Below are 19,761 nucleotides of genomic sequence, written 5' to 3' on the forward strand. Positions count from 1 at the left end.
CGAAATAAAGGCCGGACGATAAAAGGCCGCGTCAAGACGGAGATAGCATATGTTTCTTTGGTTCTGGACCCTTCTGATCCTCAGCGCCTCTGGCGTGACCGACGACACGATCGAAGCCTCGGCCCCCGCCACGCCCGCCAGCCCAAGCGCCCCGAGCAGCCCCGATACGCCCGCACAGCCAGATAGCCCCGACACCCCGGCAGACCCGGCGACCCCCGCCTATACCGCAGACCCCCAGACGCCGACCGGCAAGTTCACCACCGCGACCGAGGTGAAGCCGATCCTGTCGATGACGAAACCCCAGTGGATCGGGGTGCGCGAATACGATGGGCAGGATCTGGTCTATGTTACGCAGATCATGGCGTGGCGCTGCGGGCTGGCGGGACTGCGGCTGGCCGTCAACGACGCTGATCTTGCGGATTGGCCGCTGCCCCCGTGCCACGCGGACAGCCCCGCGCCCAATGCGCTGTTGCCCGAAGATGGCTTGCCCTACCGTGCATTTCCCCTTGGCTCCGTCGATACCGTGACGGTCGAAGTGATCTATGACGATCTGACCACCGACGCGGGCGTATTCCTGCGTCAAAACGTGCTGATCCCGTAACCTTGCGGCACACAACGAAAAAGGGCGCCCAAGCGGACGCCCCCAAAGCTGGCATCATTGGATCTTAGGCGAGCTTTTCCTTAACCGCCGCCACCACGTCGTCCAGCGACAGCCCAAGGCCTTCAAGCATCGACAGATCGATTCCCTTTTCCTCTAGCATCGCGGTCAGACCATCCGCGTCGATATCCGCCAAGGCGCTAAGATCGATCCCGCTGTCGCCAATCTTTGCGACGATATCGTCCATCCCACCAAGCGCGCCAACCGCTTTGCCCAGCATATCTCCCAGTCCCATGACCAAACTCCTTTTACGTCACCTGCAGGTCTCAGCCCCCGCTGGGGTCAGCTTTGCATTCTCAGGGGCATGACGAAAGAGTGGGGGCGCAGGACGCCTGTGATACTTCCGTGACACAGCCCGTTGATAGGACAGGGCGCCCAATTTTGAAGCGTCAAAATCCTTTGCAAATCAGATGATTGGGGCAAAACTGACGCCGAGCAGAAGCAGGAGCCCAAAGTGAATTGGACCATCGTCGATCGCGCCGCCAACCTTGCCGCCATCGCGGCCTTCGTTGTCGCGGCCTATGCGATCATCTTTCCCGCCACCGTGTCGGATTTTCTGGACGAGATCAGCGAAAGCAACAAACGGCTGGCGGATGAATTGCCTTACTGGATCAGCTTTAGCGAGTCTTATGAGCGTGAGGTGCTGAACGCCTACAGCACCGAAACTGGCGGGGCAGCAACGGCCATCGCGCTGGAAAATCGCGGGAACTTCGTACTGCGCGATATCGAGGTGCGGCTGTTCGATCAGAACGGCAAGCGCGTGGATACACGCAAGAACATTTTTCTGACGCCCTTCGGGGGCTACACGGCCTATATGAGCGGCCCAACCGGATCCTTTGACGAAGGCATGTCCATCTGCGTCGGGGGCTATTCGTCCCGTGCAGAGAAATACCTGTATGAATGGCGGATACTGGTGCGCGAAGGCGTGGTCGGGTTCAACACGATGTCCCCGACAGACTATGTTTTCACGGACGAAGGCTGGCCAGCCCCGTGTGAGGTCTGAACCCTAAAAACCACCATGTAAGGGAATGGTGGGCGACCCTGGAATCGAACCAGGCATGGGTCTCCCCGGCGGAGTTACAGTCCGCTGCCGCACCTTGCAGCACGTCGCCCGATCGTGCGGGGCGTGTGGCCCGGCGCGGATCGTGAGGGGGTGATTACTAAGACCCCCTAGGGCCGTCAACAGGAAATCTGCGCCACCTCTCGCATCAGGGCCAAAGGGGTGCTAGGGCAACATGGCAAATGCCAAGCGAGGGCCGGTATGAAAAAGCCAAAGTGGGTGGTTGAAAAGGAACGCGGCAAAAAGGCCGCCGAGGCGGAAACCGTCTGGCTTTTCGGCCTTCATGCGGTGCGCGACGCGCTGATGAACCCCGCGCGCGAAAAGCTGCGCCTGATCGTCACCAAGAACGCGCAGGACAAACTGGCAGACGCCATCGGCTTTGCCGGGATCGAGCCGGAGCAGGTCGACGCGCGCAAATTTTCGGCCCCGATCGATCCGCAATCGGTGCACCAAGGCGCCGCGCTAGAGGTCAAGCCGCTGGATTGGGGGCAGGTGGCCGATCGGTGTCTGGGCGATGGCGAACGCCCGCCGCGCGTTGTTTTGCTGGACCGCGTAACCGATCCGCACAACGTGGGTGCCATCCTGCGGTCAGCCGAGGTATTCGGCGCGGTCGCCGTCATCGGTATGCGCCACCATGCGGCCCCGGAAACGGGCGCACTGGCCAAGACCGCCAGCGGGGCGCTGGAACGGCAACCTTACCTGCGGGTCCGCAACCTTGCCGACACGATGGAGGAGCTGCGGAACATGGGCTACCTCGTCCTTGGGCTGGATGGCGAAGCAGACGGAACGTTGGAAGACGCCGTCGACGGCCTTCTGGACCGCCCCATCGCGCTGGTTCTGGGGGCCGAGGGGCCGGGCCTGCGCCCCAAGACCAAGGACACCTGCGATAAGCTAGTACGCATTGATTTTGCTGGGGATTTCGGATCGCTCAACGTGTCGAATGCGGCGGCGGTGTCGCTATATGCGGTGCGCCCACGCTAGAGCCGCGGAATTCTGTGGACCAAAGCGATTTACCCTCGCGATTTAACGCTTTGTTCACATTTTCATTACAGCCTCTCCCTACGCTGAAAGGCGACCCCTACATGGAGTCACGAGACGTTGGTTTGGAACACTGGCGATCTCTTCACTGTCCCTCGTTCCGTACTGCGCCCGGGTTCTTTGCCCGGGCGTTTTTTATGGCGATGATCGACCGTAATGACCGACGGGGGCAGACGGGCAGCCCGCGCGAATCCTCTTGCGCCGCAAAGGCCCGCCGCTAGGGTATCGGGATGAGCGAGACCTATTCCGATCCCTTCCTGCGCGACATTCTGAAACGCACCCGCGTCATCGCGGTGGTGGGCGTGTCGATGAACCCCGTACGGCCCAGCTATTACGTGGCCCGTTACCTTGGCCTCAAGGGCTTTACGGTGATTCCCGTCAACCCCGGCCACGCGGGCGAACGCCTGTTCGGACAGACGGTCCGCGCCTCCCTGTCCGAGATTAAGGAACCGGTCGACATGGTCGATATCTTCCGCCGTTCGGAACATGTGCCACCCATCGTGGATGAGGCGTTAGAGGCGTTTCCGGACCTGAAAACGGTCTGGATGCAGATCGGTGTCGTGAACGAAGAGGCGGCGGCGACCGCACAGGCGCGCGGCGTGGACGTGGTGATGAACCGCTGTCCCAAGATCGAATACCAGCGCCTATTCGGGGAACTGCGCATGGGCGGGTTCAATACCGGCGTAATCTCCTCCAAGCTGTGACGGGCGCGGCCCGGAAAGGCCCCTATGGCGCACACTGACGGCTCAAGCGACCTCGTTACGCTTTTGGCCCAGATCGCCAAGGCGGCCACACGGGCTGGCAGCCCCGCAGGAAAAGCCCTGAAGCGCGTGCGCAAAATGCCCGCCCGCGCAGTCCAACTATCCGAGATTTGCCCGCTGCCCGACGAAATCGACCAGCTGTATCGCAATTTCGATGGTGTGCAGGCGGAAAAGGCCAAGCTAAACCAATGGCAATCGAACCTCTTTCTGGACTTCGACTTCTGGACGTCCGGAGAGTTGTTTTTTGCCAATCGCGGGTCGCGCAGGCGTGACTACAAGCCGCGACGACAGTCGGTTGTCGTCTCAAGCTCAATCATGCAGTTGGGACTGAACCTTGCAGTCGGTTCGGAACACCCCGATGCGCCATCCGGCGTCTATGCCAGCCGATACCCAATGCATGAACGTGATTATCTGGCCTTCGACACGGTCGAGGGCTGGCTGCGAACCAGTCTGGATGCCTGGGAAGAAGGCGCGATGACCATCGGAGACAAGGGTCGATTGACCTATGATCCCGCGCAGATCGCGGCAATCGCTGCGCGCCACAATGCAGCGCGTGAGTATTGGGATCACCTCGCAGCTGGGGACGTGGACTGGGGGCCGTCGAATCTGGCTGAATGGGAAGCTGTAGAAAGGCAGGGGTAGTTGGGGCCCAGTCTAACCGTTGTTTGCAGTGCCCCTGTCGCAAGACGCGGCGGCCAGGCGCGAGATCGCTACCTTATCCGAGGGAAGTGCAAGTAACAGAGGTAGAAGGGGGCGCTGCCCCCTTGGCCTTCGGCCAATTCCCCCGAGGGTATTTTTGACCAGAAGAAGGGCAGGGTGCGCGTTATTTGCGCGCTGCTTTTTCCGCGATACCCGAGGTTCCCTGACGGCGGGAGAGTTCGTTCAGCACGTCATCCAGCGCCACATCGCGTGCGGCCAGCATGACCAGCAGGTGATAGAGGACGTCCGCTGCCTCTGACGTTAGCTTTTCACGGTCGTTCTTGACGGCTTCAATGATCGCCTCAACCGCTTCTTCGCCGAACTTCTCGGCGCATTTCTCGGGGCCCTTGGACAACAGCTTGGCCGTCCAGGAACTATCGGGGTCTGCCCCTTTGCGCGATTGGATCGTGGTATAGAGGTCGTCCAGAATGCTCATTCTATCCTCATCGGGATGCCGGCGGCTTCCATATGCTCTTTGGCTTCGCGGATGGTGTAATCGCCGAAATGGAAGATCGAGGCGGCGAGCACTGCCGACGCGCCGCCCTTGGTCACGCCTTCGACAAGGTGGTCAAGGTTGCCGACGCCGCCAGAGGCGATCACAGGCACATCCACCGCATCAGAGATCGCGCGGGTCAGCGGCAGGTTGAAACCTGCGCGCGTGCCGTCGCGATCCATGGAGGTCAGCAGGATCTCTCCGGCGCCTTTGGCGGCAACCGTGCGCGCAAACTCGACCGCGTCGATGCCGGTGGGCTTACGTCCGCCGTGGGTGAAGATTTCCCATTTGCCGGGGGACACCGTCTTGGCGTCAATGGCCACCACGATGCATTGCGACCCGAAATGATCCGAGGCCTCGGCCACCACATCGGGGTTCGCCACGGCGGCAGAGTTGAACGACACCTTGTCCGCACCCGCCAGCAGCAGGTCGCGCACGTCCTTCACGGTGCGCACGCCACCGCCAACGGTCAGCGGGATATAGCATTGTTCCGCCGTGCGGGTGACCACGTCGAACATGGTGCCACGGTTTTCATGCGTGGCGTGGATGTCCAGAAAACATAGCTCGTCCGCGCCAGCCGCGTCATAGGCGCGGGCGGCATCCACCGGATCGCCTGCGTCACGCAGATCGACGAAGTTCACGCCTTTGACCACGCGGCCATCGGCCACGTCGAGGCAGGGAATGATGCGGGTCTTTAACATGCCAGTCTCTTAAGCCGGGCGGGATGCGGGCGCAATCACTGCTGACGCGTGGTGCGACGATTGCGGACCCAGCGGATGATCAGGGTGAGGACCAGAACGATACTGGTCAGCGCAGCAACGGGCAGGGTCAGCAGCATGAACCAGCCCGACACGAAAGCCCCGGCCAGCAGGTCGCCATAGTCTTTGCCATTCACCACGCAGGGATGCGCACCGGCCTCATTCAAGGTGCAGCCGTGGCGCTCGGCAAACCAAGATGACCATGCCACCCCAAAAACCGGCAGAAGACAGACAAAGATGATCACCCCGCAGGCGATGATGATGCCGCGGGCCATGCCGTCACGCCTTGCGATTGCGGCGCGTCCAGTATTCGGCCAACGCGGCAAAGGGGGCGGCAACGGGGCCAGCGACCAGACCGGGCAGGGTCAGGTTCGCGGCAACCTTGCCAAGGGTGAACAGAACCGGCGTCAGCGCGTGGTCTTCGGGGCAGGACATGGTGCGGATGGTGCCGCCTTCGCAGCCGATCATTCCGGCGGCGAAATTCACCGCCCACAGAACGGCGATCGCGGCGGCCGTCAGCCCGCCCATACCGATCAGCAGGTAGCGGGACCCTTTGAACTGGCACAGGGTTCCGGCCATGACTGCAACCAGCGAGACGATGAAAGGGATGATCAAACCGTTCATTCTGCACAGACCTTCAACGCGTCACCCAGATCAATCGCTCCATCGTAAAGCGCCCGGCCCGAGATCGCACCATTTAACGGCGCGCCGCAATTCTTGAGCGCGCGCAGGTCGTCCAGAGACGACACACCACCAGAGGCGATGACCGGGATGCTGACCGCATTGGCCAGCGCCGCGGTCGCCTCGACGTTGGGGCCTTGCATCGCGCCGTCGCGGTTGATGTCGGTATAGATGATGGCGGCCACGCCTGCGTCCTCAAACGACCGCGCCAGATCGGTCACCAGCACGTCGGTTTCCGTGGCCCAGCCCTTGGTCGCCACACGGCCATTCCGCGCATCAATCCCCACGGCGACCTTGCCGGGGAAGGCCTTCGCTGCTTCACGCACCAGATCGGGGTTTTCCACTGCCACGGTGCCAAGGATCACGCGGGCCAGCCCCTTGGACAGCCACAGTTCGATCGTGGCCATGTCGCGGATGCCGCCGCCCAGTTGGGCGGGCACCTTGGTGCGTTCCAAGATCGCCTCGACGGGGGCGGCGTTGACCGGTTCACCAGCGAAGGCGCCGTTCAGATCGACGATATGCAACCACTCACATCCGGCCGACACGAACTCCATCGCCTGCGCGGCGGGATCGTCGTTGAACACGGTCGCCTGTTCCATATCCCCTTTATAGAGGCGCACAGCCTTGCCGTCTTTCAGGTCAATCGCGGGATATAGGATCATAGGCAGCCCCTTGGTCTTTGGTTGCCGCGGTTATGCATGACGCAACGGGATGTGCAACACCCGCTTGCCTAGAGCTTGCCGCGAGGGCAAGATCCACACCATCCAACGGAGGAGAGAGAAATGCGCAAAGCACTTCTGACGATTGCACTGACTTTCGCCGCCACCACGGCCATGGCCGACCCGGTGGAAGGCGTCTGGAAGACCCAAGTTGACGATGGCGCCTATGCCCATGTCACCATGAAGCCCTGCGGCGGCGCCATCTGCGGCACCATTTCCCGCACCTTCAACAGTACCGGCGAATACAAATCCGCCAATCTCGGCAAGAACCTCGTCTGGGACATGAAGCCCGCAGGCGGCGGCAATTACGCCAGCGGCAAGATCTGGCAGCCGTCGACCGACAAGGTCTACAAATCCAAGATGGCTCTGTCTGGCAACACGCTGCAAGTTTCGGGCTGCGTCGGTCCGATCTGCAAAAAACAGACCTGGTCGCGGGTCAAGTAAGCCGACGACCCGCAGACAGACAGAAGGGCGCCGCGTGGCGCCCTTTTTCGTCGGCCCTTGTCTGAAGGCAGGGATCAGGGGCGCCAGTTCAGGAAATTCGCAATCATCCGCAGCCCGGTCGCCTGGCTTTTTTCCGGGTGGAATTGCGTGCCGATCATATTGTCCCGGCCCACGATGGCGGTGACAGAATGACCATACTCCACATGCGCGATCAGCTGATCCGGGTCTGCGACCGCCATGTGATAGCTGTGAACGAAATACGCATGCTGCCGGGTCTCGATCCCGTCCAGTACCGGGTGGGGCCGATCCACGACCAGATCGTTCCACCCCATATGGGGCACCTTCAGACCGGGGGCGTCGATCCGCGCGACTTCGCCGTCAATCCAGCCAAGTCCGTCCACGGTTTCATATTCATGCCCCTTGCGGGCCATCAGCTGCATACCGACACATATCCCCATGAAAGGGCGCGCTTTTTCCTCGACCACTTCACGCAGTGCATCAAACAGGTTCTCACGACCTTTCAACGCTTTTGCACAGGCAGGGAAAGCCCCGTCACCGGGCAGCACGACGCGATCGGCGCGCAGCACATCCTCAGCCTTGTCGCTGACGATGACCTGACCCGCATCATGTTCCAACGCCATGCGCTGAAACGCTTTTTCTGCCGAATGCAGGTTGCCGCTTTCGTAATCGATCAGAACGGTCAGCATCTAAAACTCCCAAACTCTCCGCTCAGGTGCCAAGGAACCCGACCGGGGTCAAGGGCCCGCGCCCCTGCTTCTTCTGGTGTAAAATACCTCCGCCGGAGGCATGGGCCGCCACAGCGGCCCGTCAGGTCACAGCATTCCCTTGGTCGATGGGATGGCATCCGCCTTGCGCGGATCGGTCTCGACCGCTTCCCGCAGGGCACGGGCCACGGCTTTGAACGCGGCCTCGGCGATGTGGTGGCTGTTGATGCCGTGCAGCATGTCGACGTGCAGGGTGATGCCGCCATGCGTCGCCAGCGCCTGAAAGAACTCGCGCACCAATTCGGTATCAAACGTCCCGATCTTGGCAGTGGGCAGGTCCACGTTCCACACAAGGAAAGGCCGGCCCGAGAGGTCCAGCGCACAGCGCACCAGAGCGTCATCCATGGGCAGCAGACAAGAGCCATAGCGCCGGATTCCGCGTTTGTCGCCAAGCGCTTGGGTCAAGGCCTGACCGATGGCAATCCCAACATCCTCGACCGAGTGGTGGTCGTCGATATGCAGATCGCCCTTACACTGTACGTTCATGTCGATCAGCGAATGCCGCGCCAGCTGATCCAGCATATGGTCAAAGAACCCGATGCCGGTCTGCATGTCATAAGTGCCTGTCCCGTCGAGGGTCAGGGACACGTCGATATCCGTCTCTGCGGTCTTGCGGCTGATCTTGGCGCTGCGCATGGGGCCTCCGGTGGTGTTTGCGGCTCGTATAGGGCCGTGGGGCGCGGGGGCCAAGGGAAAGCGGGCAGGGCTGGGAAAATCGTGTGACCGGCGCGACTTCCGGGTCACGGATGTCTAATGAGCATAGGGTTGCGGTCGCCCGCTGGACGGACCCTCTCGGGCAATTGCTGTGCAATCTCCTTTCGGGCAATGGGCTGCTGCTTGGTATTGCTGCCGTACGGGTGCTTGGACCATGCGATAGAAAATTCATGCTGTGGATCTGGGGTGCCAGTGCGGGCTTCCGCGTAACCGATCTTGCAGCCCGCCAATGTCCTGAGCACCGCCCGGCAGTAACGCCGGGCAGCGCCCGACCCGCCCCCATGGGCGGGCGCTTTTGCGCCCACACTCGGGCCGGGCGCTGTCCTTATAATTGATCTGGCCGAAGTAGTAGGGCGGGCTTCAGCCCGCCGACACCACCATCACCCCAACAGTGCCGCCTCTTTCGCCAGCGCTTCGATCCCGGCCCAATCGCCATTCTCGACCTTACCTTTAGGTGCCACCCAAGACCCGCCGACGCAGGCGGTGTTCGGCAAACCAAGGTAATCCCGCGCGTTTTCGGGCGTGACACCCCCCGTCGGGCAGAACAGGATCTGCGGCAAAGGGGAGGCCAGCGATTTCAACGCCTTGGCCCCACCTGATGCCTCTGCCGGAAAGAACTTCTGCACCCGGTAACCCCGTTCCAACAGGGCCATCGCCTCGGTCGCGGTGGCGGCACCGGGCAGCATGGGCAGGCCCATATCCTCGGCCGCGGCCAGCAGCTTGTCGGTGGCCCCCGGTGACACGCCAAAGGTCGCCCCGGCTTCCAGCGCGGCCTCGACATCCGAGGGCGTCAGGATCGTGCCCGCACCAACGATGCCGCCCGGAACCTTCGCCATCTCTCGGATCACGTCCAAGGCCACGGGGGTGCGCAACGTCACCTCCAGCACCGGCAAGCCGCCCGCCACCAAGGCAGCGGCCAAAGGCGCCGCATGGGCCAGATCATCCACCACCAGCACCGGGATCACAGGCGCGGTACGGCAAATTTTTTCGCTTGAGGCGCTGGCCTCTTCCGGGGTGAGAGCCATTTGATTTCCTTACACAATATTCGCCGCACCAGAGGTCGCCGGCCCGGCGTTCTGGCGGAACAATTCGAACATTTCGCGCCCGATCCCATGGCTGTTGGCCGTCAGGTCCGGGGTCACAGGGGCACGGTCCAGCGCGCCTTCGGTCAGCACTTCGATGATGCCCGCCACCGCATCCACGCGGATCACGTCGCCATCGCGCAACTTGGCCAGCGGGCCACCATCCACCGCCTCGGGCGACACGTGAATGGCCGAGGGCACCTTGCCCGACGCACCGGACATCCGCCCATCGGTCAATAGCGCGACCTTCAGGCCACGATCCTGCAGCACCGACAGGGTCGGGGTCAGCGAATGCAGTTCCGGCATTCCGTTGGCCTTGGGGCCTTGGAACCGGACCACGACGATGGTGTCGCCGGTGAATTCGCCTGCCTTGAAGGCGGCTTTGACCGATTCCTGATCCTCAAATATGCGGGCAGGGGCTTCGATCACATGACGCTCTGCCGCGACGGCGGAAACCTTCATCATTCCGGTGCCCAGATTGCCGCTAAGTCTTTTCAGACCGCCAGTTTTCTGGAACGGATCATGCGGCGGGCGCAGGATTTTGTCGTTCTCGGATTGCCGCGCGCCTTCGGAATATTCAACGCGTCCATCGACGAGCTTAGGCTCCTTAGCATACGCCGTAAGTCCACCATCCGCGATGGTCAGCGTGTCGTCATGCAGAAGGCCCGCATTGAGCAGTTCACCGATCATGTAGCCCAGGCCACCTGCCGCATGGAAATGGTTCACGTCGGCCAGACCGTTGGGATAAACCTTGGCCATCAACGGCACGGCGCTGGAAATCTCGTCGAAATCCTCAAGCTCCAGCATGACGCCCGCCGCCCGCGCCATGGCGGGCATGTGCAGCACAAGGTTCGTGGACCCGCCGGTCGCCATCAGCCCGACAATCCCGTTAACAAAGGCCTTTTCATCCAGAATACGCCCCGCAGGCCGGAAATCATTGCCAAGCGCAGTGATTTCCAAGGCACGTTCGACCCCCGCCACGGTCAGCGCATCACGCAGGGGTGTATTGGGGTTCACAAAAGACGCGCCGGGCAGGTGCAACCCCATGAATTCCATCAACATCTGGTTGGAATTGGCCGTGCCGTAAAAGGTGCAGGTCCCGGGCGAATGGTACGAGGCCATCTCGGCCTCCATCAGCTTGTCCCGGCCCACTTCTCCGGCCGCAAATTGTTGGCGGACCTTAGCCTTCTCGTCGTTCGGCAGACCCGAGGGCATCGGCCCCGCAGGCAGGAACACCGCCGGGATATGGCCAAAGGTCGCCGCCGCAATCACCAGCCCCGGCACGATCTTGTCACAGACGCCGAGATAAAGTGCCGCGTCAAAACAGTTATGCGACAAGGCAACTCCGGCGCTTAACGCAATGACATCGCGGGAAAATAACGACAGCTCCATCCCCGGTTGGCCCTGCGTGACCCCGTCGCACATCGCGGGCACGCCACCCGCCACCTGCGCGGTCGATCCCTTGGCGCGGGCCGCGTCGCGGATCATCTGGGGAAATCGTTCAAACGGCTGATGCGCCGACAGCATGTCGTTATAGGCGGTGACGATACCAAGGTTGGCCGCGTTTCCCTGCGCCAGCGCGTCCTGATCGTCCGGCACGCCCGCATAGGCATGTGCCTGGTTCCCGCAGGTCAGATGGGCGCGGACGGGTCCGGCCTCGATCGCGCGGTCGATGCGGTCCAAATAGGTGCCGCGGCTTTGCGCGGATCGTTCGATGATGCGATCGGTGACTTTGGCGATAGTGTGGTTCAGGGCCATTGGAACCTCCTGTTGCTAAGCACGTCCTAGCAAATGGTGTTAGCGATAACAATGCAGTCCTGCACGAAATGGCGAAAACCGCGTCCTCCCTGATCGTGCGGTGGCGATCCACCCGGCACAAGATAAAGCTAGCCCCGCACCCTCATGCAGGCAAGTGTGCCCCTTTCCGGCCCGCGAATAAGGGGGTAAAGCGGGCGCATGACAGATTTGCCCGTACTCCGCCTCAAGCCCAAAATGGACCCCCGCCGCATCCGCTTCGGCTATCCTTGGGTTTACGACAACGAATTGGTGATGGACCGCCGGTCCAAAGCCTTGGCACCCGGATCGCTGGCGGTGCTGGAAGACGCAGGCCGAGAGCAGATGGCGCTGGTCGCCGTGAACCCAAACAGCCGCATCGTGGGCCGCGTGTTGGACAGCGCCGATGTCACCGCGCTGAATGAGGATTGGTTCGCCGCCCGCCTGACCCGTGCACTGTCCCTGCGGGAAACGCTTTACGATCAGCCGTTCTATCGCCTGATCCATGCCGAGGCCGACGGTCTGCCCGGTGTCATCATCGACCGTTTTGGCGACACGGCCGTTCTGCAACCCAACGCGGCATGGGCGGAAACACATCTGGACACGCTCACCGCCGCGCTGATCCGCGTCACCGGCGTGACCAACGTGTTGAAAAGCGCCGGGGGCCGTGCACGCGGTCTGGAAGGGCTGGACGATGCCGACGCGGTGCTGGCCGGGCAGGCGCCCGATGCGCCGGTTCCGGTGCCAATGAACGGTGCGACCTATATGGCGGACCTGACGGGCGGGCAGAAAACCGGCCTCTTCTACGACCAGCGCCCGAACCACGCCTTTGCGGCGGGCTTGTCGCGTGGCGGTAGCGTGCTGGACGTCTTCTCTCATGTCGGGGGCTTTGCCTTGGCCGCGCTGGCGGCGGGGGCCGACAGCGCCCTGTCGGTCGACGGATCGCAACCCGCGCTTGATCTGGCGACCGAAGGCGCGGCGCGCACGGGCGTGACTGACCGGTTCCAGACGCGAAAGGGCGATGCCTTTGATACGCTGACCGCATTGGCAGAAGAAGGCGCGCAATTCGACGTGGTCATCTGCGATCCGCCTGCCTTTGCCCCGTCGAAACCCGCGTTGGACAAGGGGCTGCGCGCCTATGAACGCATCGCGCGGCTGGCGACGCCGCTGGTCAAACCCGGCGGCTATCTGGGCCTGTGTTCCTGTTCCCACGCGGCTGATCTGGAAAAATTCCGCACCTCCAGCATTCGTGGCATCGGTAAGGGTCTGTATCAGACGGGCCGTTCTGCCAAGCTGATCCATACGGGCTTTGCCGGACCCGATCACCCGATCCACCCGCAATTGGCCGAAAGCGGATACCTCAAGTCGCTGTTTTTCCAGCTATGAAACTGGTTCTGGACGCCTGCGTTCTCTATCCCACGGTGATGCGAGAGGTCCTGATCGCCGCCGCCCGCGCAGGGTTTTACCAACCGCTCTGGTCGCCGCGTATCCTAGAGGAATGGGCCCGCGCCGCCGCCCGGATCGAGCCGGGGCAAGAGATCATCGCCCGCGGAGAGATTGCCACCCTAGGCGCCGAATTCCCCCGCGCCGCAATCACGCCAACCGACGCGCAGATCGCGCGGCTCTGGCTGCCGGATGACAATGACATCCACGTCCTCGCCGCTGCCATCGCTGGCCACGCGGACGGGATCGTCACGATGAACGCCAAGGATTTCCCCCGCAATATCCTGGCCGAAGAGGGCCTGACCCGCGCCGACCCGGACACATTGATGCTGGGGTTTTTCGAGGCCAAGCCAGACCCGATGCGCGCCGCCGCCGACGACGTTCTGGCCACCGCCCGCCGCCTGTCTGGCGAAGACTGGACAATGCGCCAGTTGATGAAAAAGGCCCGCCTCCCGCGCCTCGGCAAGGCGCTAGAGCGTTAGTCTCTTCATCTTTCCAGAAATACTCCCGCCCGAGGCGTCCGCAGCCTCAAACAGCGATGCCTATAGGGTGTGTTAGCCCCCCACCACTCAGAACGACCCTTCCGCCCCAAGCTCTCGCAACACTTTCGCGGCGATCCCGACGCTTTTCAGCCGCGCCTCGTGATCCCAGATCTGCGCGTTCACCATCACCTCATCGGGCTGATACCGTTCCAGAATATCGGCCGTCTGGCGTTTCACCATCTCTTCCGACCCGATGGCGCTGACGGTGAACCGCGTCTGCGCGGCGGCGATCCAGTTGGGTTGCAGATGATCCTCCAACCGCGCGACCGGGCGGGGCAAGGGGCCGGGCGTTCCGGACCGCAAGGCGGCAAATCCAAGGATGGCCGAGGATTGCAGATATTTGGCCTCGTCCTCGGTTTCGGCTGCAAAGACGTTCATGGCGACCATGAAATGCGGCTTGTCCAGATGCTCGGACGGGTGGAAGGTGCGGCGGTAGACCTCGCCGGCCTCTTCCAGCATCTCGGGCGCGAAGTGCGACGCAAAGGCGTAGGGCAGCCCCAGATGCGCGGCCAGTTGCGCGCCGTAAAGGGAGGACCCAAGGATCCAGATCGGCACATTCGTATCCGCGCCGGGTATCGCACGCAGACGCTGACCGTCCTCAACGGGGCCAAGGTAGGCCATCAGCTCCAGCACGTCCTGCGGGAAAGTGTCCTGCTGGCTCATGTTGCGGCGCAGGGCGCGGGCGGTTTCCATATCGGTACCGGGCGCACGACCCAGCCCCAGATCGATGCGATCGCCGTGAATTTCCGCCAAGGTGCCGAATTGTTCGGCGATCACCAAGGGCGAATGGTTCGGCAGCATCACCCCACCGGATCCGACGCGGATCCGGGATGTGGCCCCGGCGATATGGCCGATCATCACCGATGTGGCCGAAGACGCGATGCCCGGCATATTATGGTGTTCGGCCAACCAGTGGCGGTTGTATCCTTGCGCTTCGGCGAATTGCGACAGGCCGACGGAATTGGCGATGGCCTGACGGGCGCCCGAGCCTTCGGGGATTGGGGCGAGGTCTAGCAGAGAATATTTCATGTGGTCCTTTGGTCCCAGCCGTCGCTAAGGCGGCGGATGGCGGCAATGCGTTCTTCTGGTTTCGGGTGGCTAAGCAGCCACGCAGGGGCCGCGCCTTGATTGGATTCGGTCAGCGCCGCCAGCTTTTCGAACAGCCGGATCTGCGGCGCGGTGCCGATGCCCGCCTTGGTCAGAAGGGCCGCAGCATAGGCGTCGGCCTCGTATTCATCCGAGCGCGACAGCCGCGCCGCGAGAAGCGAGGTCAGCAGCCCCGCGATCCAGCCACCGATGCCCGGCAGCAGACGCGACAACACCATCCCAAGGGCCGAGCGCAGCGCGTTCTGGCCGGAAAAATCGATCAGACGGCGGCGGGTGTGGTTCAGGGCGACATGGCCCAATTCATGCGCGATGACGCTGGCCAGCTCATCGGCGGACACCTCTCCGGCGTTGTATTTGTTCAGAAATCCGCGGGTGATGAAGATGCGGCCATCAGGCACGGCCATCCCGTTGACGGGGGCGACTTCGTAGACATTCACCCGGATCCGCGGCAGGTCCAGCGCCTGCGCCATCTTGCGGGTCAGCGCTTCAAGCCGGGGATCGGCCAGTTCTGTGGATTTCTGGTCCATCTCCTTCTTCAGCCGCCAGGACGAGAAATGCCAGGCGACAAAGCCGTAGAGGATAGCCAGAAGGATCGGGGTCAGCTTTAGCATGCCCCAGATATGGGGCAGGGCGCGGGCGGGGGCAAGGTGGTGTCACCGCCGCGTGAGACCCTGGGGGCGCGGGGGGCTTTGCCCCCATTGGCATCCGCCAATACCCCCAGGATGATTTTAGCAAGAGGATGGATTAAGCCAGCTTGGCATCCAGCGTGATCTCGGCCCCGGCAAGGAGTTTCGAGATCGGGCAGCCCTCTTTCGCGGCTTTGGCGGCCTCTTGGAACTTGTCCGCGTCTGCGTCGGGGATCGTCGCAGTCAGGTCCAGATGGACCTTTTTCACGGCGAACCCGTCAGCTTCTTTGTCGAGGTAGACGGTGGATTTGGCATCCAGCTCGTCCGCGACCATGCCGTGTTCTTCCAGCTGCAGCGACAGCGCCATGGCAAAGCAGGACGCATGGGCCGCACCGATCAGTTCCTCGGGGTTGGTGCCGGGTTCGTCGCCAAAGCGCTTGTTGAACCCATAGCGGACGTCGTTCATCACACCGGATTCGGTGCTGACCTTGCCGCCACCTTCTTTAATCGTGCCGCTCCACTGGGCGGTGCCATACTTCTTGATCATCAGAGATCTCCTTTCCGTTTGGAAAGGAAGGGAGTGCGTTCCGCGGCGGTTTCAAGGCACCAGAAGCGCAGAACAGATCAGCGCGTCAGATCTTTCATACCCTTTTCCAACCCGGCAAGGGTCATCGGCACCATTTGTTCTTCGAAAATATCTCGGATCAGTTTGATCGACTGAGTGTAGCCCCAGTATTTTTCCGGCACCGGATTGATCCAGAGGTTCGACGACCACTGGTTGCGACAGCGTTCCAGCCATGTCTGGCCGGATTCTTCGTTCCAATGTTCGTTGGCCCCGCCGGGATAGGCGATCTCATAGGGCGACATCGACGCGTCGCCCACGAAAATCGCCTTGTAATCAGGTCCGTAGGTGCGCAGCACTTCCCACGTCGGGATTTGTTCGGTCCAGCGGCGGCGGTTGTCCTGCCACACGCCTTCATAAAGGCAGTTGTGGAAGTAGTAATATTCCATGTGCTTGAATTCGGACTTGGCGGCGGAAAACAATTCTTCCACCACTTTGATATGCGGGTCCATCGATCCGCCCACGTCGAGGAACAGCAAAACCTTGACCGCATTACGCCGCTCGGGGCGCGTCTTCACGTCCAGATAGCCGTGTTCGGCGGTGGCGCGGATGGTGCCGTTCAGATCAAGCTCTTCATGGGCGCCGTCGCGGGCCCATTTGCGCAGGCGTTTCAGCGCGACCTTGATGTTCCGGGTACCGAGTTCGACCGTGTCGTCGAAGTTCTTGAATTCGCGTTTGTCCCAGACCTTGACCGCGCGCTGGTGGCGCGACCGGTCCTGTCCGATGCGCACGCCTTCGGGGTTGTAGCCATCGGCGCCAAAGGGGGACGTGCCGCCGGTGCCGACCCATTTGTTGCCGCCCTCGTGACGGCCCTTTTGCTCTTCAAGGCGCTTCTTCAGCGTCTCCATCAGCTTTTCGAAACCGCCAAGCGCTTCGATCTCGGCCTTTTCCTCTTCGCTCAGATGCTTTTCCGCCATCGAGCGCAGCCAATCTTCGGGCAGGTCGACCTTCTCCAGCACCTGATCCAGCGAAATCTGGTCCAGCCCTTCGAAGGTCTTGGCAAAGGCCACGTCGAATTTGTCGAGGTTCCGTTCGTCCTTCACCATCGCGGACCGGGCGAGGTAGTAGAAGCCCTCGGGATCATAGGTGATCAGGTCGGCCTTGAGCGCTTCGAGAAACGACAGGTATTCGCGCAAGGACACTGGTACCGCATGGTCGCGCAGGGTCTGAAAGAAGGGGATGAACATCGCCGGATCGGTCCTGTTGGAAACGTTTGTTTCCCGCAAACCTATCGGGGATCCGCGGTGGATGCCAGAGGGGGCAGCCTTAGGCGGCTTAGATCAGCGTGCGATCCAGGATCAGGGACACGAACAGCGCGATCAGACCGAACAGCAGCGCATGCGCAAAAGCATATTGCGCGATATCCGCTGCACGGCCCTTGCGTTTCTTGGCCCGGTAGCCGCCGAATACGGCGCCCAGAAGGATCGCAATCAGAATGACCATCTCTGCCCTTTCACTTCGCGGCCCCGAAGGCCCGCGTGGCCCGGGGGATTAACCCCGGACGCTGACGGGCCGCAGGGCCGAGATTTCGTTCAGCTTGGCGCGCACGGCCCAATCCGGGCCGAACCCGTAGCGTGCCCAGCCCAGACTGTCCAGCCGGACGGACCCCGCCGCCTGAGACTGACCAGATAGCTCCAGCGCCTCCGCGCGCAACATCTGAACGGATGCCAGCAGTGCGGCATTTTCGCTTTGCACCGCGATCTTGTCCTGACCGTCCAGCAGCGCCAGCGCCATGTCCGCGTCACCACCGTGAATGGCATGGGCCGCCAGCTGCGCCGCCACATGCGCCGCATGGGGGGCGGTTTCGGGGCGGGCGCGATAGATGCGCAGCGCCCGTGTCAGATGGGCAAAGGCCGCTTCACGATCGAAGCTTTGTACCAGACGGGCCATGGTGAAATGCGAAAACGCCAGACGGTGATCCTGCCAGCCGGAATTGCGCGCGATCATCAGCGCACGGTTCGCCGCAGAGGTCCGCGCCGCCGTCGATCCGCGGGGCCCAAGCGCCGTCTGAACCGCCTTGATCCAATCGGCCGTGGTGGGCGTCAGGATTTGCGTCGGGCGCTTTTGACCGGCGGGGTTCAGGCGGGCCAGAAGGCCGGGAAGGATGCCCGCGACCTGTTCGCGGCTCATCCCGGATCGCAGGTCAGGCGCATAGGTGGCGCGCAGGATCAGCATGTCGAACCCGGTCAGGACGGTGTTCATGTTGTCGTCGTTGAACGTGCTGTCCGGCAGGCGATAGAGGTCGTTCAGCGGCCCCAGGGCCTGCGCCAGTTCTTCGTGCAAACAATCGCGGCTTTCCTGCGGGCTGACGTCAGAGGGCACGAAAACGGCAATCTGCTGACGGCTGCGCAGCTGCGCCCAGTCGGTATCGCCACGGCGCCGCGCGGCGTGATATTCTGACAGTTTCGTGATGCCGGGCACGACGAAACAGGCGGCCTCGGGAAGGTACTGGCGTATCTTCTTGGAGCTGACCGCCTGAACCATGATCTGGTTCGGGCCGGTGCCAAAATCGATGTCGATCCCGGCCTCGGATTGCAGGCGTTTGACCAGACGGCGCAGATCATCGGCCATACCGGGGGCTGGGGTGCCCGACAGCGCGATCTTGATCGGCCCTTCAAAGCGCGTCAGCACAGGCAGCGACCGGCCGGATTCCAACTGGAACGACAGATCGAGGAAGTCCTGCGCGATCTCGGTATTCGACCGGGTCGGTGCCACGGGTTGCGGGGTCGCAAAGACCTTCATCGGCGGCAGCGACGGCAAGGACGCCTGCGCCAGCCGAGTCGGGGTTTCGTCCGACACGGGCAGCGTTGAATTTGTTCCAGTGACAGGGCCGATACAGGCCGAGAGGGCGAAAGCCAGCGGGGCGAAACGCAGCGCGGCCCGGATCCTCATGCTGGCCTCTGGTATTTGATGAAATCGGTCAGCACACCGATCTGATCGTAAAGCTTGCGGGCCTGCGCATTGTCTTCCTGCGTCAGCCAGTAGACCGTGGGTGCGCCGGCCTTGTCCGCCGCGTCATAGACCGCGTTGATCAGGGCAGCACCAATGCCTTTGCCGCGCACGTCCGGATCGGCATAGAGGTCCTGAAGATAGCAGACCTGCTCCTTTTTCCACCCGTGGCGGTGGAACAGGTAATGCACCAGACCGACGGGCTTAACCCCATCCAGCGCCAGAAACCCCTGAAATTCCCCCGTATCGCCAGACAACAGGCGGTCGAACGCAAGATCATACATCTCGTCCGGGAGGGTGGATTTGTAAAATTCGATATAACCCCGCCACAACCGTTCCCAATGGGGACGGTCGGCCCGTTCAATAGGCCGGATGGTCAGGGGATCGGCTGCCACCGGTCCTGCCATGAAACACTGCTCCATCTCGCGGCCAGCGGATTTGTTTCCCCCGTCTGACCTTTATTTAGTGGCCCCGGTTAATCCGAGGTCCGGGCCGGATCGTTGTCTGGCCTAAAGGGACTATGCAGGAGGAGGGGCGGGGTGCAAAGGATTGATTGCCCTGTGGTCCGCGTTTTGGGGATTTCCGAAAGGTTCTGTTAAGAATTGCGGAAAAACAGCGGTGTGCGGGTTGGGTGATTATCCTTGATGGGGCATGGATAGTCGCGCGAGCCGGGCAGTGACTGTCCGCGGAGAGGCGCGCCGCCAGCTGAGCGGGTGTGCTTTATCGTGCCTTCACATTGAACAGACGAGGTCGCCCGTTGAAAGACAAAGCGCCTGTCCGGGGGGCGGACAGGCGCTGCGCGGCGGC

The 19,761-nt window shown here is 62.2% G+C and carries 25 protein-coding genes and 1 tRNA gene; 8 read left to right on the forward strand and 18 right to left on the reverse strand.

Annotation, left to right across the window (positions count from 1 at the left end; all coding sequences use genetic code 11):
• Positions 1-49: 49 nt before the first annotated feature.
• Entirely contained in the window at positions 50-601 is a 552-nt protein-coding gene (locus ACI3GR_RS06230) for a hypothetical protein (protein WP_407493215.1), read from the forward strand.
• A gap of 64 nt (positions 602-665) precedes the next feature.
• Here ACI3GR_RS06230 and ACI3GR_RS06235 read toward each other — a convergent pair whose 3' ends face one another.
• A complete protein-coding gene (locus tag ACI3GR_RS06235) occupies positions 666-893 on the reverse strand; it encodes a hypothetical protein (protein WP_407493216.1) in 228 nt (75 codons plus the stop codon).
• Positions 894-1,112: 219 nt separating this feature from the next.
• Here ACI3GR_RS06235 and ACI3GR_RS06240 point away from each other — a divergent pair, with 219 nt between their 5' ends.
• Complete coding sequence (locus ACI3GR_RS06240; protein ID WP_407493217.1) at positions 1,113-1,661, forward strand: hypothetical protein; 549 nt, start codon at positions 1,113-1,115, stop codon at positions 1,659-1,661.
• A 26-nt stretch (positions 1,662-1,687) separates the two neighbouring features.
• On the opposite strand, the gene ACI3GR_RS06245 is transcribed toward ACI3GR_RS06240, so the two are convergent.
• Positions 1,688-1,771: transfer RNA gene (locus ACI3GR_RS06245), tRNA-Tyr, on the reverse strand.
• 148 nt (positions 1,772-1,919) lie between these two features.
• Between ACI3GR_RS06245 and rlmB the strand changes: the two genes are divergently transcribed.
• The 3 genes from rlmB to ACI3GR_RS06260 all read left to right on the forward strand — a co-directional run bounded on the left by rlmB (position 1,920) and on the right by ACI3GR_RS06260 (position 4,159).
• A complete protein-coding gene (rlmB, locus tag ACI3GR_RS06250) occupies positions 1,920-2,699 on the forward strand; it encodes a 23S rRNA (guanosine(2251)-2'-O)-methyltransferase RlmB (protein ID WP_407493218.1) in 780 nt (259 codons plus the stop codon).
• Between the two features lie 287 nt (positions 2,700-2,986).
• Positions 2,987-3,460, forward strand: a complete 474-nt coding sequence (locus ACI3GR_RS06255) for a CoA-binding protein (protein ID WP_407493219.1) — start codon at positions 2,987-2,989, stop codon at positions 3,458-3,460.
• A 24-nt stretch (positions 3,461-3,484) separates the two neighbouring features.
• The gene (locus ACI3GR_RS06260; protein WP_407493220.1) at positions 3,485-4,159 is read left to right on the forward strand and encodes a hypothetical protein; all 675 of its coding nucleotides are present in this window, start codon (positions 3,485-3,487) and stop codon (positions 4,157-4,159) included.
• A 181-nt stretch (positions 4,160-4,340) separates the two neighbouring features.
• Here ACI3GR_RS06260 and ACI3GR_RS06265 read toward each other — a convergent pair whose 3' ends face one another.
• Genes ACI3GR_RS06265 through hisA form a run of 5 tightly spaced genes read right to left on the reverse strand, consistent with a single transcriptional unit; the run spans position 4,341 to position 6,810 of the window.
• The gene (locus ACI3GR_RS06265; RefSeq protein WP_407493221.1) at positions 4,341-4,652 is read right to left on the reverse strand and encodes a phosphoribosyl-ATP diphosphatase; all 312 of its coding nucleotides are present in this window, start codon (positions 4,650-4,652) and stop codon (positions 4,341-4,343) included.
• Positions 4,649-5,410, reverse strand: coding sequence for an imidazole glycerol phosphate synthase subunit HisF (gene hisF / locus ACI3GR_RS06270; protein ID WP_407493222.1), 762 nt, complete (start codon positions 5,408-5,410; stop codon positions 4,649-4,651). The genes ACI3GR_RS06265 and hisF overlap by 4 nt, the downstream gene beginning before the upstream one ends.
• Positions 5,411-5,445: 35 nt before the next feature.
• Entirely contained in the window at positions 5,446-5,742 is a 297-nt protein-coding gene (locus tag ACI3GR_RS06275) for a hypothetical protein (RefSeq protein ID WP_407493223.1), read from the reverse strand.
• A 4-nt stretch (positions 5,743-5,746) separates the two neighbouring features.
• Positions 5,747-6,091: a hypothetical protein gene (locus ACI3GR_RS06280; RefSeq protein ID WP_407493224.1), complete on the reverse strand. Its 345-nt coding sequence runs from the start codon at positions 6,089-6,091 to the stop codon at positions 5,747-5,749.
• Positions 6,088-6,810, reverse strand: a complete 723-nt coding sequence (hisA, locus tag ACI3GR_RS06285) for a 1-(5-phosphoribosyl)-5-[(5-phosphoribosylamino)methylideneamino]imidazole-4-carboxamide isomerase (protein ID WP_407493225.1) — start codon at positions 6,808-6,810, stop codon at positions 6,088-6,090. The genes ACI3GR_RS06280 and hisA overlap by 4 nt, the downstream gene beginning before the upstream one ends.
• A 120-nt stretch (positions 6,811-6,930) precedes the next feature.
• Here hisA and ACI3GR_RS06290 point away from each other — a divergent pair, with 120 nt between their 5' ends.
• Entirely contained in the window at positions 6,931-7,311 is a 381-nt protein-coding gene (locus tag ACI3GR_RS06290; protein WP_407493226.1) for a DUF2147 domain-containing protein, read from the forward strand.
• A 74-nt stretch (positions 7,312-7,385) separates the two neighbouring features.
• On the opposite strand, the gene hisH is transcribed toward ACI3GR_RS06290, so the two are convergent.
• The 4 genes from hisH to edd form a co-directional block, all read right to left on the reverse strand.
• Entirely contained in the window at positions 7,386-8,018 is a 633-nt protein-coding gene (gene hisH / locus ACI3GR_RS06295; RefSeq protein ID WP_407493227.1) for an imidazole glycerol phosphate synthase subunit HisH, read from the reverse strand.
• A gap of 126 nt (positions 8,019-8,144) precedes the next feature.
• Entirely contained in the window at positions 8,145-8,732 is a 588-nt protein-coding gene (gene hisB / locus ACI3GR_RS06300; protein ID WP_407493228.1) for an imidazoleglycerol-phosphate dehydratase HisB, read from the reverse strand.
• A gap of 458 nt (positions 8,733-9,190) precedes the next feature.
• A complete protein-coding gene (gene eda, locus ACI3GR_RS06305) occupies positions 9,191-9,835 on the reverse strand; it encodes a bifunctional 4-hydroxy-2-oxoglutarate aldolase/2-dehydro-3-deoxy-phosphogluconate aldolase (RefSeq protein ID WP_407493229.1) in 645 nt (214 codons plus the stop codon).
• Between the two features lie 9 nt (positions 9,836-9,844).
• Entirely contained in the window at positions 9,845-11,650 is a 1,806-nt protein-coding gene (gene edd, locus ACI3GR_RS06310; protein ID WP_407493230.1) for a phosphogluconate dehydratase, read from the reverse strand.
• A 198-nt stretch (positions 11,651-11,848) separates the two neighbouring features.
• Between edd and ACI3GR_RS06315 the strand changes: the two genes are divergently transcribed.
• Together ACI3GR_RS06315 and ACI3GR_RS06320 are read left to right on the forward strand one after the other, a co-directional pair.
• Positions 11,849-13,051, forward strand: coding sequence for an RSP_2647 family RNA methyltransferase (locus ACI3GR_RS06315; RefSeq protein ID WP_407493231.1), 1,203 nt, complete (start codon positions 11,849-11,851; stop codon positions 13,049-13,051).
• A complete protein-coding gene (locus ACI3GR_RS06320) occupies positions 13,048-13,590 on the forward strand; it encodes an RSP_2648 family PIN domain-containing protein (RefSeq protein ID WP_407493232.1) in 543 nt (180 codons plus the stop codon). Before ACI3GR_RS06315 ends, ACI3GR_RS06320 begins: the two co-directional genes overlap by 4 nt.
• Before the next feature lie 87 nt (positions 13,591-13,677).
• Here the strand turns inward: ACI3GR_RS06320 and ACI3GR_RS06325 are convergent, their stop codons facing one another.
• From ACI3GR_RS06325 to ACI3GR_RS06355, 7 genes are all read right to left on the reverse strand, one after another.
• Entirely contained in the window at positions 13,678-14,679 is a 1,002-nt protein-coding gene (locus ACI3GR_RS06325; protein WP_407493233.1) for an LLM class flavin-dependent oxidoreductase, read from the reverse strand.
• Positions 14,676-15,368 carry a M48 family metallopeptidase gene (locus ACI3GR_RS06330; RefSeq protein WP_407493234.1) on the reverse strand — a complete coding sequence of 231 codons (693 nt, stop codon included), beginning with the start codon at positions 15,366-15,368 and terminating at the stop codon, positions 14,676-14,678. The genes ACI3GR_RS06325 and ACI3GR_RS06330 overlap by 4 nt, the downstream gene beginning before the upstream one ends.
• A 133-nt stretch (positions 15,369-15,501) precedes the next feature.
• Entirely contained in the window at positions 15,502-15,930 is a 429-nt protein-coding gene (locus tag ACI3GR_RS06335; RefSeq protein ID WP_407493235.1) for an OsmC family protein, read from the reverse strand.
• Between the two features lie 77 nt (positions 15,931-16,007).
• On the reverse strand, positions 16,008-17,192 hold the full coding sequence (locus ACI3GR_RS06340) for a vWA domain-containing protein (protein WP_407493236.1): 1,185 nt from the start codon (positions 17,190-17,192) through the stop codon (positions 16,008-16,010).
• Between the two features lie 88 nt (positions 17,193-17,280).
• Positions 17,281-17,448 carry a hypothetical protein gene (locus ACI3GR_RS06345; RefSeq protein WP_407493237.1) on the reverse strand — a complete coding sequence of 56 codons (168 nt, stop codon included), beginning with the start codon at positions 17,446-17,448 and terminating at the stop codon, positions 17,281-17,283.
• 48 nt (positions 17,449-17,496) lie between these two features.
• Positions 17,497-18,897: a DUF2927 domain-containing protein gene (locus ACI3GR_RS06350; RefSeq protein ID WP_407493238.1), complete on the reverse strand. Its 1,401-nt coding sequence runs from the start codon at positions 18,895-18,897 to the stop codon at positions 17,497-17,499.
• Complete coding sequence (locus tag ACI3GR_RS06355; RefSeq protein WP_407493239.1) at positions 18,894-19,361, reverse strand: GNAT family N-acetyltransferase; 468 nt, start codon at positions 19,359-19,361, stop codon at positions 18,894-18,896. The genes ACI3GR_RS06350 and ACI3GR_RS06355 overlap by 4 nt, the downstream gene beginning before the upstream one ends.
• Positions 19,362-19,761: the final 400 nt, after the last annotated feature.

It is taken from the genome of Pseudooceanicola aestuariicola (genome assembly GCF_045763785.1).
Lineage (GTDB): Bacteria > Pseudomonadota > Alphaproteobacteria > Rhodobacterales > Rhodobacteraceae > Pseudooceanicola.

What these genes read in the sequence shown, in the direction of transcription:
- eda (WP_407493229.1), bottom strand. Translation starts at nt 9,835, where the DNA reads ATGGCTCTCACCCCGGAAGAGGCCAGCGCCTCAAGCGAAAAAATTTGC.
- ACI3GR_RS06255 (WP_407493219.1), top strand. Translation starts at nt 2,987, where the DNA reads ATGAGCGAGACCTATTCCGATCCCTTCCTGCGCGACATTCTGAAACGC.
- ACI3GR_RS06355 (WP_407493239.1), bottom strand. Translation starts at nt 19,361, where the DNA reads ATGGCAGGACCGGTGGCAGCCGATCCCCTGACCATCCGGCCTATTGAA.
- ACI3GR_RS06230 (WP_407493215.1), top strand. Translation starts at nt 50, where the DNA reads ATGTTTCTTTGGTTCTGGACCCTTCTGATCCTCAGCGCCTCTGGCGTG.
- ACI3GR_RS06315 (WP_407493231.1), top strand. Translation starts at nt 11,849, where the DNA reads ATGACAGATTTGCCCGTACTCCGCCTCAAGCCCAAAATGGACCCCCGC.
- ACI3GR_RS06330 (WP_407493234.1), bottom strand. Translation starts at nt 15,368, where the DNA reads ATGCTAAAGCTGACCCCGATCCTTCTGGCTATCCTCTACGGCTTTGTC.
- ACI3GR_RS06265 (WP_407493221.1), bottom strand. Translation starts at nt 4,652, where the DNA reads ATGAGCATTCTGGACGACCTCTATACCACGATCCAATCGCGCAAAGGG.
- ACI3GR_RS06290 (WP_407493226.1), top strand. Translation starts at nt 6,931, where the DNA reads ATGCGCAAAGCACTTCTGACGATTGCACTGACTTTCGCCGCCACCACG.
- ACI3GR_RS06335 (WP_407493235.1), bottom strand. Translation starts at nt 15,930, where the DNA reads ATGATCAAGAAGTATGGCACCGCCCAGTGGAGCGGCACGATTAAAGAA.
- hisF (WP_407493222.1), bottom strand. Translation starts at nt 5,410, where the DNA reads ATGTTAAAGACCCGCATCATTCCCTGCCTCGACGTGGCCGATGGCCGC.
- ACI3GR_RS06325 (WP_407493233.1), bottom strand. Translation starts at nt 14,679, where the DNA reads ATGAAATATTCTCTGCTAGACCTCGCCCCAATCCCCGAAGGCTCGGGC.
- ACI3GR_RS06340 (WP_407493236.1), bottom strand. Translation starts at nt 17,192, where the DNA reads ATGTTCATCCCCTTCTTTCAGACCCTGCGCGACCATGCGGTACCAGTG.
- ACI3GR_RS06320 (WP_407493232.1), top strand. Translation starts at nt 13,048, where the DNA reads ATGAAACTGGTTCTGGACGCCTGCGTTCTCTATCCCACGGTGATGCGA.
- hisB (WP_407493228.1), bottom strand. Translation starts at nt 8,732, where the DNA reads ATGCGCAGCGCCAAGATCAGCCGCAAGACCGCAGAGACGGATATCGAC.
- ACI3GR_RS06260 (WP_407493220.1), top strand. Translation starts at nt 3,485, where the DNA reads ATGGCGCACACTGACGGCTCAAGCGACCTCGTTACGCTTTTGGCCCAG.
- rlmB (WP_407493218.1), top strand. Translation starts at nt 1,920, where the DNA reads ATGAAAAAGCCAAAGTGGGTGGTTGAAAAGGAACGCGGCAAAAAGGCC.
- ACI3GR_RS06345 (WP_407493237.1), bottom strand. Translation starts at nt 17,448, where the DNA reads ATGGTCATTCTGATTGCGATCCTTCTGGGCGCCGTATTCGGCGGCTAC.
- ACI3GR_RS06235 (WP_407493216.1), bottom strand. Translation starts at nt 893, where the DNA reads ATGGGACTGGGAGATATGCTGGGCAAAGCGGTTGGCGCGCTTGGTGGG.
- ACI3GR_RS06275 (WP_407493223.1), bottom strand. Translation starts at nt 5,742, where the DNA reads ATGGCCCGCGGCATCATCATCGCCTGCGGGGTGATCATCTTTGTCTGT.
- hisH (WP_407493227.1), bottom strand. Translation starts at nt 8,018, where the DNA reads ATGCTGACCGTTCTGATCGATTACGAAAGCGGCAACCTGCATTCGGCA.
- hisA (WP_407493225.1), bottom strand. Translation starts at nt 6,810, where the DNA reads ATGATCCTATATCCCGCGATTGACCTGAAAGACGGCAAGGCTGTGCGC.
- ACI3GR_RS06350 (WP_407493238.1), bottom strand. Translation starts at nt 18,897, where the DNA reads ATGAGGATCCGGGCCGCGCTGCGTTTCGCCCCGCTGGCTTTCGCCCTC.
- edd (WP_407493230.1), bottom strand. Translation starts at nt 11,650, where the DNA reads ATGGCCCTGAACCACACTATCGCCAAAGTCACCGATCGCATCATCGAA.
- ACI3GR_RS06280 (WP_407493224.1), bottom strand. Translation starts at nt 6,091, where the DNA reads ATGAACGGTTTGATCATCCCTTTCATCGTCTCGCTGGTTGCAGTCATG.